Origin of the sequence: Micromonospora lupini str. Lupac 08 (genome assembly GCF_000297395.2) — a bacterium.
GTDB classification, from domain to species: Bacteria; Actinomycetota; Actinomycetes; order Mycobacteriales; family Micromonosporaceae; genus Micromonospora; species Micromonospora lupini.
This window is the reverse complement of record NZ_HF570108.1, coordinates 3,814,575-3,827,239: the sequence shown is the minus strand read 5'-3', so window position 1 is coordinate 3,827,239 and position 12,665 is coordinate 3,814,575. Positions and strand designations below refer to the sequence as shown.

The window sequence follows — 12,665 nt, the reverse complement described above, 5'->3', positions numbered from 1 at the left end:
GCCCTCAGCTGACCAGCAGCAGCGCGCCGACCGCGGCGAGCGTGCCGACGACGGCGAGCAGGGTGCTGGTCAGCACGAACCGTCGCACCGGCACCGCCACCCCGGCCGCCCGGCACCGTTCGAACCACAGCAGGGTGGCCAGCGACGCCCACGGCGCGGCCAGCGGGCCGACGTTCGTGCCGATCAGCAGGGCCAGCAGGCGCGTGTGGTCGGCGCTGGGCAGCACCGCCTCGCCGGCCAGGTACGCCGGCAGGTTGTTCACCGCGTTGGCCAGCAGCGCTCCGGTGCCGCCGGCACGCAGCGCGCCGGCCGCCCCGCCGTCGGCGCCGACCAGATCGGCGACCAGGTCGTCCAGCCCGTGCCGGCCGAGGGTCTGCACCACCAGGAACAGACCGACGACGAAGAGCAGCAGCCGTACGGGCACCAGCTGAGCCCGCAGCGTCGTGGGGGAGCGGACCACGAAGCCGAGCAGCACCAGCGCGAGCGCGACGCTGGAGGCGAGCCCGATCTCCACCCCGGCGAGGATGCCGGCGACGAAGAGCAGGCAGCCGGCGAGCGCGATGCGGTGCAGCACCGGGTCTGCCGGCACGTGCGGGGCCGGCGGGACGAAGCGTCCGCCGGCCGGCCGTTCCCGTCGCCACCAGCCGTACCAGAGCAGCACCATGGTCACCGTCACGGCGGCGAGCTGCGGCAACGCCATCCGTTCGGCGTACGCCAGTGGCGTGAGCCCGACCCGGTCGGCGGCCAGCAGGTTCGTCAGGTTGGACACCGGCAGCAGCAGGCTGGCGGTGTTGGCCAGCCAGACCGTGGTGACCGCGAGCGGCCCGGCCGGGACGCGCAGGCCACGGGCCAGCGCGAGCAGCACCGGGGTGAGCAGCACGGCGGTGGTGTCGAGGTTGAGCACGAGGGTGGTCACCGTGGCGAGGCCACCGCAGAGCAGGAACAGCGCCGCCCAGCGGCCCCGGGAGGCGATGGCGAGCCGGCTGGCCAGCACGTCGAACACGCCCGCCACGGCGGTCAGCTCGGCCAGCACGATCACGGTGCCGAGGAAGAGCAGCAGCGGCAGGATGCGGTGCAGGGTGGCAGTGGTCTCGGCGCGGGGCAGCAGCCCGCTCAGCGCGCAGGCCGCGCCGGCCACCGCGAGGACGACCGCCACCACGTCGAGCGGGTGGGGACGCCAGGGCGCGGTCGGCTCGGGCGGGGCCGGCGGCGCGCCGGCAGCAGACTTCACATCTGACCACGTTGGCACAGGGGCCGGCCGGCCGATCGCCAACCCCCGCTCAGGTGACCGGCCCCACCGTGGCGCCCCCGATCGGGGCGCCGGGCCTGGTCCGCGCGGCCGACATGGCCGGGCCCGGCCCCTCGACGAGAGGCCGGGCCCGGGTCGTGCGGTCGGTCGGTGCTACCAGCTCAGGTAACCGGGCTGGGTCTGCACGTTCAGCTCGTTGAACCGGGTCAGATTGGCCGTCCAGGTCCGCCAGTCGTTCAGCTCCAGGACGTCCAGGCCCTTCTGGATGTCGTTGGAGTAGATGTTGCCGTTGTAGTAGTACGTCGACCACGCGCCACCGGTGATGGGCTCGGAGGCGGAGAGCGGGCCCCGCTCCCAGTACGCGATCTCCTTGGGGTGGCGCGAGTCGGTGAAGTCCCAGACGGAGATGCCGCCCTGGTACCACGCCTGCACCATGATGTCCCGTCCGAGCACCGGGACCAGCGAGCCGTTGTGCGCCACGCAGTTCTCGGTCTCGGCGTTCGTGCGGGGGATCTTGTAGTAGCTGCGGAACGCCAGCGTCCGGGCGTCACCGCGACCGGTGATGTCGTAGATGGCGTCCGCGCCCCGGTTGGGGCCGACGGTCTCGTTGCAGGTGGCCGCCCCGCCGCCGCCCAGCTCGTCGGTGAAGACGACCTTGGTGCCGGCGTTGTTGAAGGTGGCCGAGTGCCAGAAGGCGAAGTTGACCGTGTCGCGGACCTGGGTGATCACCCGGGGCGCTTCGCGGTTCTTGATGTCGAGCAGGACGCCGTCACCCATGCAGGCGCCGGCGGCGATGTCCTTCGACGGGTACGCGGTGATGTCGTGGCAGCCGGTGGTCGCCGAGCCGGTCTCGCTGCCCGGGAAACCACCGTCCGGGAAGAGGTTCGGCGTCGAGATGACTGCCGCCTCGGTCGGCTTCTTCACCGGCACCTTGACGATGGAGATGGAGTCGTGCGGCGGCTGGCAGTCGGGGAACTCGGCCCGCGGGCTGTACGACGAGACGTACAGGTAGACGTTCTTGCGGTCCTTGCCCGGCACCAGGGTGTGGGTGTGCGACCCGCAGGCGGTCTCCACGGACTTGATGTAGCGCGGGTTGGCCTTGTCGCTGATGTCGAAGACCTTGATGCCCTCCCACGACTCCTTCACGGAGGCGGGCTGGGCGACGCTCGCGCACGAGTCGTCACTGCGCGACGAGTCGGTGGAGACGAACAGCAGGTTGCCGTAGACCGAGATGTCGTTCTGCGAGCCCGGGCAGGACACCTGCGCGGTGATCTTGGGCGCGCTGGGCCGGGAGATGTCGTAGACGACGAACCCGTTGTAGTTGCCGGCGAAGGCGTACTTGCCCTGGAACGCCATGTCGCTGTTGAGCGCGGCTGTCGTGTCGAACGGCGCCTGCTTGGGGAGGTTGGCGATCTGCCGCAGGTTGGGGCTGCTGCGGATCTCGTCCACGCCGGGGATGTCGCTGGCGGCGGCCTGTGGTGCCGCCGCTGGCGCGGCCTCCTGGGCGCTGCTCGGTGTCGCGACGGCGACGCTGGTCAGCAGGAGGCCTGTTGCGGCCAGGCTGACGATGCGGATTTGTCGGAGTCGTGAGGTGGCCAATTTGATCATCGGCGGCGCCCTTCGAAAGGGGGATGGCGATGGTCGGTACCTTACCGACCCACAGAGATCATCGATGTGACCCGGGTCACATCTAGGTCGACTCGTCAATGGATAGGATCGCTGCGACCTCGACCTGAGGGGGTGCGGCATGACTGTCCGACGTGGTCGGTCACTGGCCGTCGTCATAGCGACGGCCATCGTTTCGGTCCTGGTGGTGCTGGCTGTCCGCGCCGCCGGTGACCCCGGCCGCCCGGCGGCCTCGGCCCGCTCGGCGTCGCCCAGCCCGACGGCGGCCAGCCCCAGCGGCCCGCCGCCCCCGCCGGTGCTCGTGCCGGGCCGCCCCGGCGAGCCGGCGGTCGCCCGGTCCGCCCAGGAACTGCGCGACGACAGTCCGCCCCGGCACAACGGCCTGGACACCGTCTACGTCCAGATGATGATCCCGCACCACCAGCAGGCGCTCGAGATGAGCGCCCTCGCCCCGGAGCGCGCGGCCGATCCTCGGCTGCGCGCCTACGCCGACCGGATCCGCGCCGGCCAGGGCCCGGAGATCAAGGTCCTGCGCGGCTGGCTCGCCACCCGGGGGCTGCCCGAGACGGCGCCCGGCCACGACCACGCCGGAATGCGGGGGATGCAGTCACCCGAGGCGATGAAGCGGCTGGCCGCCGCCCGGGGCGTCGAGTTCGACAGGCTCTTCATCGCGATGATGACCGACCACCACCAGGGCGCCGTCACCATGGCCACCGACCTGCTGTCGGTGGGCGTCGATCAGACCCTCAACGAGCTGGCCACCTCACTCGCCACCGAACAGGCCATCGAGATCGCCCGCCTGCGCGAGCTGACCCCGCCCTGACCGACCGGCTGCCGGCCGCCACCAGCCACGACACGTACGCTGGGTGACCGTGAGACGCACGCTGTTCGGCCGCCCCCTGCGCGGCGTCGCCTTCGACGTGGCCGTCGCCGGCGTGGTCGTGCTCTTCAGCCTCACCGCGGCGGTGAACCAGCCGGGTGGCTGGGCTTCCACAGGTGTCGGCGCAGGAATGGCGGTGGCGCTGCTGTTCCGCCGCACCCACCCGAGCGCGGTGACGGTCGTCGTCGCGGCGCTCGCCCTGGTCCAGGTGATCGCCCGGTGGGGCCCGCTCCCCTACGACGTCGCGGTCCTCATCGCGCTCTACAGCGTCGTCAAGTACGGGAAACGCCTGCGCGACGGTGTGCTCGCCGGCGCGGTCGCCGCCGTGGGCGTGCTGCTCGCCGCCGTACAGACCCCGGGCGTCGGCGCCTGGTGGGCGACCGCTCTGTGGTACGCGCTTGTCACCGGCGCGGTCTGGCTCGTCGCGCTGAACGTCCGGACCCGCCGCCTCTACGTGCTCAGCCTCGAGGAACGCGCCACCACCCTGGAGCGCGAGCGGGAGGCCGAGTCCCGGGCCGCCGTCGCCGAGGAGCGCACCCGCATCGCCCGGGAGCTGCACGACGTGGTGGCGCACAGCATGGCGGTGATGATCGTCCAGGCGGACGGGGCGCGGTTCATGTTCGACCGCGACCCCGAGCAGGCCCGCACGGCCGTGAAGGTGGTCGCCGAGACCGGCCGCGCGGCCCTGGAGGAGATGCGCCGACTGGTAGGCGTCCTGCGTGACGCCGGCCCCTCCGCCGGGTCCGTGGTGGCCGCCGACCCGGAGCACCGCCGGCTGGCCCTGGCCGAGCTGCCCGACCTGCTGGCCCGCTTCCGCGACGCCGGGCTGCGCATCCACGACGCCGCCACCGGTGCGCCGCCGACCCTGCCACCCGGGCTGGAACTGACCGTCTACCGCGTCGTGCAGGAGGCGCTCACCAACGCGCTCAAACACGCGGGCGTCGGGGCCGCCGTCGACGTCACCCTGACCCACACCGCCGACGCCGTCGTGGTCCGGGTCGTCGACGACGGCCGGGGCCGCCCGGCGGTCAGCCCGGCGCCGCCCGGCGGTCACGGTCTGCTCGGCATGCGCGAGCGGGTGGCGGTGTACGACGGCAGCCTCACCGCCGGCGCTCAGCCGACCGGGGGTTGGCAGGTCGAGGTCCGGCTACCGCTACCGTCGGAACCCGCAACGGAGGTGATCGCGGCATGACGGTCCGGGTGGTGATCGTGGACGACCAGGCGCTGGTGCGCGCCGGTTTCCGGATGGTGCTGAGCTCGCAGCCCGACCTGGAGGTGGTCGGGGAGGCCATCGACGGCGCGGACGCCCTGCGGGTGCTGGCCCGCACCGAGGCCGACGTGGTGGTGATGGACATCCGGATGCCGACGATGGACGGGGTGGAGGCGACCCGCCGGCTCTGCGCCGACCGGCCCGCCGGCCCGCCCCGGGTGCTGGTGCTGACCACCTTCGACACCGAGGCGGACGCGTTCGCCGCGCTCCAGGCCGGGGCCAGCGGCTTCCTGCTCAAGAACGTGCCGCCGGAGGAGCTGCTGGACGCGATCCGGGTGGTGGCGGCCGGCGACTCGGTGGTCGCCCCGTCGATCACGCGACGACTGCTGGACCGCTTCGCCGGTCAACTCGGCGCCGGCCCGACCGCCGACCCCCGGCTGGCCCAGCTCACCGAGCGGGAGCGGGAGGTGCTGCTGCTCGTCGCGCAGGGCCTGTCCAACGCCGAGATCGCCGCCAAGGTGCACGTGGCCGAGGCCACGGTGAAGACCCACGTCGGGCGGATCCTGGCGAAGCTGCACCTGCGCGACCGGGTCCAGGCGGTCGTGCTGGCGTACGAGAGCGGCCTGGTCACACCCGGCCGGTGACCCGCCCGTACGACCCGGGTCGTACGGCCGACGGAGCTGGCGCTACCTGGGTCGTACATGTGTCGAGCGCGCAGGTGGAGATCAATCCCGGTGGACCGGCCATAGCGTCGGAGGGGTCCGATCCGCGCCTGCACCGGGAGCCCGCACATGATCCGATTGACCCTGCGCTCGCTGCGCGCCGAGGCGCTGCGCATGCTGCTCTCCGCGCTGGCCGTCGTGCTCGGCGTCGCGTTCATCGCCGGCACCCTGATCTTCGTCGACGGGATGCGCGCCGGCGCGTACGACCGGGCCGGCACCTTCGACAGGCACACCGACCTCGGCGTCTACCCCGGCGGCGACAAGGCGCTGCCGGCGAGCCTGGTCGACCGGGTCCGCGCCGTCGACGGCGTGGCCGCCGCGGCCGGGGAGCTGACCGCCACCGGCGGACTTCTCGGCGCCGACGGCCGGCCGGTGCTCGGCTACGCGGTGCTCGCCGCCATCCCCACCGAAACGGCTTTGCGCTCGTACGACGTGGTGTCCGGCCACCTGCCCGACCGCGCGGGCGAGGTCGTGCTCGACGCGCCCACTGTGGACAAGGAGGGCTTCACCCTCGGCGCCCCGGTCCAGATCGGCGGCACCGGCGGCGCGGCCCGCCCGTACACCCTGGTCGGCACCGTCGACGTGGCCGGCACCGTCCGCGACATCGGCGGGCCGTTCATCGGCCTGGTCGGACCGGACGCCCTCGCGGTCACCGGCATGCGCGGGTACGGCCGCATCATGGTGGCGGCCCGGCCGGGCACCTCCGCGACGGTGCTGGCCGACCGGCTGGACGCGGCCGTCGGTGGCGCCGGCGCCACCGTGAAGGGCCGTCAGCAGATCCTCGACGAGGCCGTCGACGACGCGGTCCGCGACCTGAACCAGTTCATGATGCTGCTGCTCATCTTCGTCGGGGTCGCGGTGGTGGTCGCCGGCTTCGTGATCGCCAACACCTTCGCGATCGTGCTGGCGCAGCGCACCCGACGGACCGCGCTGCTGCGCCTGGTGGGCGCCACCCGGGGGCAGGTCTTCCGGGCCGCCCTGCTGGAGTCCGCGCTTGTCGGGTTCGTCGCCTCCGTGCTGGGGGTGCTGCTCGGGGTGGCCCTCGCCGGCGGCATGCGGCTGCTGATGTCCCGGCTTGACGTGCCGTTCGCCGGTGGGCTGACCGTCGCCGGCTCGACCGTGCTGACCAGCCTGCTTGTCGGTACCGCGCTCACCGTGGCGTCCGCCCTGCTGCCGGCCTGGCGGGGGACCCGGGTCGCCCCGGTGGCGGCGCTCACCGACGCGGCGGTGCAGCCCAGTCGGGGCGCCGGGCGGCTGCGCCTGATCTTCGGCGCGGTGGTGCTCGGCACCGGCGTCGCGGCCCTCGCCGGCGCGGCCAGCGCCGGTCAGGTGCTGCTCGTGGCCGTCGGCGGCGTGCTGGCGTTCTTCGGGATCGTGCTGTTCGGGCCGGTGCTCGTTCCGGCGCTGCTCCGGGTGATCGGGTGGCCGGCCCGCCGGCTGTTCGGAATGACGGTGGGCCTGGCGGTCGCCAACGCGGTCCGCAATCCGCGCCGGATCGCCGCCACGGCTACCGCTCTGGTGATCGGGATCGGACTGGTGTCGGCGTTCGTGGTCGGCGCGCGCAGCACCAAGGACGGCATCGAACGCAGTGTGGACGCCGAGATCGGGACCGACTTCGTGGTCAGCGGCATCGGTCAGAACCTGCCCGCGGCGCTCGCCGGGGAACTGGCCGCGCGGCCCGAGCTGGGTGTGGTGCACGAGCAGCGCAGCATCGTCACCGGCGACATCGAGGTCCGGGCCGCCCACCCGGCGCTTGTCGGTCGGACGCTGACCGGGGTGCTGGCCGGCGACGTCGGGCGGCTCGGGCCGGGGCAGGTCCTGGTGCACCGGGAACTGGCGCGGGCGCGCGGCTGGCAGGTCGGCGCCCCGGTCACCATCGCGGGGCGGCAGTTCCGGGTGGCGGCTGTCGTCGCCGACGACGCGCGGGCGATGGTCGGCAGCTCGGCGCCCGAGGGGCACGTCATCGACCTGGACGACGCGGACTTCGCCGCGCTCTTTCCCCGTGAGCGGGGCTTCCTGGCCGAGATCGACCCCGCCGGCGGCGTCAGCGCCGACCAGGCCCGTGCCGCGATCGAGGCCGTGCTGGCCCGCTATCCGACGGTGAACCTGATGGATCAGGGCGCGTACAAGAAGATGCTCACCGGCACCGTCGACATGCTGCTGGCCTTCGTCACCGCGCTGCTCGGTCTGGCCGTCGTGATCGCCCTGGTCGGCGTGGCGAACACGCTGAGCCTGTCGGTGGTCGAGCGCACGAGGGAGAACGCGGTGCTGCGGGCGGTCGGTCTGACCCGGGCACGGATGCGGGCCATGCTCGCCGTGGAGGCGATCCTGATGGCGCTCGTCGGCGCGGTGCTCGGCATCGGGTTGGGCACCGGCGTCAGCGCCGCCGCGATGGCCCTGCTGGCCCGCCTCGGTGGGGACTTCCACGTGGTGCTGCCGCTCGGCCAGCTCGGGCTGATCCTCGGCGTGGCCGTGCTGGCCGCCCTGGTCGCCTCGGTGCTGCCGGCCCGCCGGGCCCTGTCGCGGCCCGTCGTCGAGGCGCTCGCCGACCAGTGACCGCCCGTCCCGGGCCGCCGGCCTCCGGACGGACATCGCCGGCCGGTCCCGCCGTCTACCCCGGCGGCGGGACCGGCCAGCGGTGCCGGGTCTAGAGGGTCTCCACCATCTCCCCGACGCACCGGTTGCGGGTGTCGAACACGTAGCGGGCGTGCCGGACCACCAGGTCGTAGTCGAAGCTGTCGTGGTCGGTGACCACCACCACCGCGTCCGCGGCGCGGACCTCCCGCTCGGTGAGCCCGACGACGGTGACCCCGGCGGGAATCTGGTGGGCCTCCGCGTACGGCTCGACCGCGTGGACCTCGGCGCCGAGGGCCTGCAGACGGCGGGCCACGTCGACGGCGGGGGAGTCCCGCATGTCGCCGGTGTTCTTCTTGTACGCGAGCCCGAGCAGCAGCAGTCGGGCGCCGCTCACGGCCCGGCCGGCCCGGTTCAGGCCCGCCATGATCCGCTGCGCCACGTGCTCGGGCATCTCGTGGTTGATGTCGTTGGCCAGCTCGATGAACCGGAACTGCCGGCCGAGCCGTCGTTTGACCTGCCAGGACAGGTAGCACGGGTCGATCGGCAGGCAGTGCCCGCCGACGCCGGGGCCGGGCCGGAACGGCAGGAACCCGAACGGCTTGGTCTCGGCGGCGTCGATCGCCTGCCAGACGTCGATGTCCAGGTGGTGCGAGAGCATCGTCAGCTCGTTGATCAGCGCGATGTTGACCTGGCGGAACGTGTTCTCGATCAGCTTGGTCAGCTCGGCGACCCTCGTGGAGTCCACCGCGACGGTGCGCTCCACGAGGCGCTGGTAGAACCCCTGCACCCGGGCCAGTGACACCGAGTCGACACCGGACACCACCTTCGGGGTGTTCTCCAGTCGCCAGGTCGGGTTGCCCGGGTCGATCCGCTCCGGGCTGTAGCCGAGGTGGAAGTCGCCGGGGCTGGTCAGCCCGCTCGCCGACTCCAGCAGCGGTCGGAGCAGCTCCTCGGTGGTGCCCGGATAGGTGGTCGACTCCAGGATGACCGTGCAGTCCGGCCGCACGTACGGTCCGATGCCGACGCCTGCCTGCTCGACGAAGCTCAGGTCCGGAGTGCCGTCGCGCAGCGGGGTGGGCACGGTGATGACGCAGATGTCGAAACCCTCGGCGTCGGTGTACTCCGTGCTGGGGCGGTAGCGACCGCTGCCCAGCGCGCGGCCCAGCCGGTCGGTGGGGATGTCCTCCACGAAGGACTCACCGGACGCGAGCCGCTTCACCCGGTCGGCGTCGACGTCCAGGCCGACGACGTCCAGGCCCGCCTCGACGGCACGCATGGCCAGCGGCAGTCCGACGTACCCCTGACCGATCACGACCAGCTTCTCAGCGCTCACCCGGGCTCCTGCGGCAGATGGTGAAATGACCTGCTGAGAGCCTAGAGGGGTCTTCGGCGGCGTAAGTCCGTTTTGGGGATATCGGTGCTGGTGGGGCCGACGGGTCAGCCGCCCACCGGGTCCTCGGGGACCGTCGGCGGCGCTGTCGTGGGGGGCGGATCGCTCGGGGGCGGGTCGGTCTTCGGCGGGTCGGACTTCGGCGGGTCGCTGGGCGGCGGCGCGGTGGTGGCGCTCGGCGACGCCGACGGCGGGCTGGACGACTGGGAGGGCTGCACGCTCGGCGTGGCGGTGGCCGACGCCGACGCGGTGGGGCCCGGAGCGGTCGGCCGGTTCGGGCGCTGCGGGTCGTCGGTGACCTGCTCGTTCGCCGCCGGCAGCTCCGCCTGCTCGGTCGGCCCCTGCGTCGCGGAGGTCGTCGGCAGGTTGACGGCCGGCTCGTCGTCGCCGGTGTTGCGCGCCGCGCCCAGTGCCGCCGCCAGGCCGATCAGGGCGACAAGCATCGCGGCCGCCGCGCCGACAAGTGGCCCGCGGCGTCGCTGACGCCCGCCGTCCGTCGTGTTCGCCACCGCCGCGCCGGCCGGCACGTCGGTGCGGGTCCCCGGTCCGGCCTCGCGCAGCGGGACCGACGCCGCCATCGCCATCGCCGTCGGCGGCTCGCCGCCGGTGACCGCGGTGCGGGCGGCCTCGGCCATCGCCGAGCCGCTGGTGAAGCGGTCCAGCGGATCCTTCGCGAGGGCCCGCGACACCAGGGCGCGGACCGCCTCCGGGATCTCGTGCGGCAGCTCCGGCGGCTCGTCGTCCAGGTGTCGGACGGCGACCTGGAGGGGGTTGTCCCCGGTGAACGGCGGACCGCCGGTGAGGCAGCAGTACGCGACCGCGCCGAGCGCGTAGATGTCGGTGGCGCCGCTGACCGGACGACCGGCGGCCTGCTCCGGCGCCATGTAGAGAGCGGTGCCGGGGACCGCGTTGGTGCTGGTGATGCTTGTCACGTTCGTGGAACGGGCGACGCCGAAGTCGACCAGGACGACAGTGCCGTCCTCCTGGACCAGCAGGTTGCTCGGCTTGACGTCGCGGTGCACGATGCCGCCGCGGTGCGCCGCGCTCAGGGCGTGCGCCGCCTGGGCCACGATCGACATCGTCTCGGCCACGTCGAGCCGGCCGGCCGCCTCGATCCGCTTGGACAGCGGCTCGCCCTCGACGAACTCCATGACCAGGTAGTCCGCCCGACCGCCGTCGGGCAGGTCGTCCTCGCCGGAGTCGTACACCTGCACGATGCCGGGGTGCCGCAGAGCTGCCATGATCCGTGCCTCGGCCCGGAAACGGGCGATGAAGTCCGGATCGGAGACCAGCGCCGGCAGCAGGACCTTGACCGCGACCTGTCGGCCGAGGACCAGGTCCGAGGCACGCCAGACGTCACCCATGCCGCCGGTGGCGACACGTTCGTCCAGGCGGTACCGCCCGCTGAGCACGACCTCCGATGACAACACAGCATTACCGTACCCAGAGCGCCCGGCATCGGCGCGTCGCGGTTGATCCGCCGGGTGGTCGCACCCGGTCGTCCGTCCGGGCTGACCTCTGTGGACGCGGCCCTTTGTGTGACGGATCGACGACGGCGCGTGACAAAACCCGACACATCCCGGCGTACGCTTTTCGGATAACCGCCCCGGGCCGCGTCCCGGCCAGGGGAGCGTCCGCTGGTCGACAGCTGTTACGGCGCCACGCCGGTCGGACGGCTTGATAATTGTCACTCTTCCGTGACGCGATCCCGACTTGTCGCTCCGATGGTCCCCTCCTACCGTTAGCCCGGCTCGGGGCCGCCCGGCGGACCGCGCGTCGCGAGCCATCGCGCCGGCGCGGACGCCCCGGCCGGCCCGGACGCGGGGGCGAAGCGGATTCGGTGGAGGCGGTGCGAGTGCGGGAGCCGGGAGGGGCGACGGTTCGCGCGCGGACGAGGCCGGCGTGGCGCGTCGTACCGGGCCGCCACCCGGGGCGGCCCGTGAGCCGCGGATGACCGCCGAGCTGTCCGAGGCGGTCACCGCCGCGCAGGCCGGCGACGAGGACGCCTTCCGCTTCCTGTACCGCAGCCTGCAGCCGGGTCTGCTGCGCTACCTGACCGCCCTGGTCGGCGCGGACGCCGAGGACGTGGCGTCGGAGACCTGGTTGCAGATCTCCCGTGACCTGCCCCACTTCACCGGCGGTGAGTTCCGCGCCTGGACGGTCACCATCGCCCGTAACCGGGCCATGGACCATCTGCGCCGGCTGCGTCGACGACCGTCGCTGCCGGTCCCGGTGCAGGCGCTCACCGAACTGGCCGGCGACGGCGACACCGCGGAGCGGGCCGGCGAGACGATCAGCACCGAGGCGGCCCTGGCGCTCATCGCCACGCTGCCGCCGCGCGAGGCCGAGGCGGTGCTGTTGCGCGCCGTGATCGGGTTGGACGCGGAGTCGGCCGGTCGGGTGTTGGGGCGTCGGGCCGGAGCGGTCCGGACGGCCGCCCACCGTGGCCTGCGGCGGCTGGCCACCCTGCTGGACCGGCAGGCGGTGACCGCACCACCACCCGACGACACGGTGACGACCCGGGTGCCCGGCGTGCCGGGCTCGCTGTCCGCGCCGACCACGCGGCCTGCGCCTGCTGCCGGCGCGCAGGGCTCGCTGTCTGCGCCGAATGCGTCGACCACGCGGCCTGCGCCTGCGCCCGGCGTGCAGGGCGCGGTGTCCGCGCCGAACGCGCAGGACGCGACCGCGGCGCCGGCTCTCGGCGCCGACGGCGTCGCACCGTCGGTAAGTGCCGAGGTGGTCCCACCACCTCGCGGGCGGACCGGCCGATCCCGGCGGACGTCGCACGCCGAGCAGGCGGACGGCTGACGTGAGGGGATTCCGCATGAACCCGTACCGGCCGGACCGGCACGCCGGCCGAGCCGAGACCGAACGGCTGCTCGACGCCACCCGCGTCGACGCGGCCGTCCACCCCGAGGCGTCTCTCCGCCCGGACACGTCTCCCAGCCCTGGCGCGTCTCTCGACCCCGGCACGGCCGTCGACCCCGAGGTGACCCTCGACCTCGACACGG

The 12,665-nt window shown here is 73.5% G+C and carries 10 protein-coding genes; 6 read left to right on the top strand and 4 right to left on the bottom strand.

The features are described from left to right. Window positions 1-4 precede the first annotated feature (4 nt). Window positions 5-1,231, bottom strand: coding sequence for an ArsB/NhaD family transporter (locus MILUP08_RS18710; protein WP_007460453.1), 1,227 nt, complete (start codon window positions 1,229-1,231; stop codon window positions 5-7). Between the two features lie 171 nt (window positions 1,232-1,402). Next, complete coding sequence (locus tag MILUP08_RS18705) at window positions 1,403-2,857, bottom strand: LVIVD repeat-containing protein (RefSeq protein WP_007460451.1); 1,455 nt, start codon at window positions 2,855-2,857, stop codon at window positions 1,403-1,405. Between the two features lie 139 nt (window positions 2,858-2,996). Here MILUP08_RS18705 and MILUP08_RS18700 point away from each other — a divergent pair, with 139 nt between their 5' ends. The 4 genes from MILUP08_RS18700 to MILUP08_RS18685 all read left to right on the top strand — a co-directional run bounded on the left by MILUP08_RS18700 (window position 2,997) and on the right by MILUP08_RS18685 (window position 8,243). Beyond that, window positions 2,997-3,698 carry a DUF305 domain-containing protein gene (locus MILUP08_RS18700; RefSeq protein ID WP_007460449.1) on the top strand — a complete coding sequence of 234 codons (702 nt, stop codon included), beginning with the start codon at window positions 2,997-2,999 and terminating at the stop codon, window positions 3,696-3,698. Between the two features lie 43 nt (window positions 3,699-3,741). Further along, the gene (locus MILUP08_RS18695) at window positions 3,742-4,947 is read left to right on the top strand and encodes a sensor histidine kinase (RefSeq protein ID WP_007460446.1); all 1,206 of its coding nucleotides are present in this window, start codon (window positions 3,742-3,744) and stop codon (window positions 4,945-4,947) included. Next, window positions 4,944-5,609 carry a response regulator gene (locus MILUP08_RS18690; RefSeq protein WP_007460444.1) on the top strand — a complete coding sequence of 222 codons (666 nt, stop codon included), beginning with the start codon at window positions 4,944-4,946 and terminating at the stop codon, window positions 5,607-5,609. Before MILUP08_RS18695 ends, MILUP08_RS18690 begins: the two co-directional genes overlap by 4 nt. A gap of 147 nt (window positions 5,610-5,756) precedes the next feature. Beyond that, the gene (locus MILUP08_RS18685; RefSeq protein ID WP_007460443.1) at window positions 5,757-8,243 is read left to right on the top strand and encodes an ABC transporter permease; all 2,487 of its coding nucleotides are present in this window, start codon (window positions 5,757-5,759) and stop codon (window positions 8,241-8,243) included. 91 nt (window positions 8,244-8,334) lie between these two features. Here the strand turns inward: MILUP08_RS18685 and MILUP08_RS18680 are convergent, their stop codons facing one another. Together MILUP08_RS18680 and MILUP08_RS18675 are read right to left on the bottom strand one after the other, a co-directional pair. After that, window positions 8,335-9,597 carry a nucleotide sugar dehydrogenase gene (locus MILUP08_RS18680; RefSeq protein WP_007460441.1) on the bottom strand — a complete coding sequence of 421 codons (1,263 nt, stop codon included), beginning with the start codon at window positions 9,595-9,597 and terminating at the stop codon, window positions 8,335-8,337. Between the two features lie 104 nt (window positions 9,598-9,701). Further along, window positions 9,702-11,084 (bottom strand): serine/threonine-protein kinase, encoded by a 1,383-nt coding sequence (locus MILUP08_RS18675; protein ID WP_007460439.1) that lies wholly within the window; start codon window positions 11,082-11,084, stop codon window positions 9,702-9,704. Window positions 11,085-11,556: 472 nt separating this feature from the next. On the opposite strand from MILUP08_RS18675, the gene MILUP08_RS37430 reads away from it, so the two are divergent. Both MILUP08_RS37430 and MILUP08_RS35975 read left to right on the top strand, forming a co-directional pair. Next, the gene (locus MILUP08_RS37430; RefSeq protein ID WP_420329260.1) at window positions 11,557-12,462 is read left to right on the top strand and encodes an RNA polymerase sigma factor; all 906 of its coding nucleotides are present in this window, start codon (window positions 11,557-11,559) and stop codon (window positions 12,460-12,462) included. 16 nt (window positions 12,463-12,478) lie between these two features. Further along, the coding region (locus MILUP08_RS35975) for a hypothetical protein (RefSeq protein ID WP_039906260.1) at window positions 12,479-12,665 on the top strand (187 nt) is incomplete at its 3' end.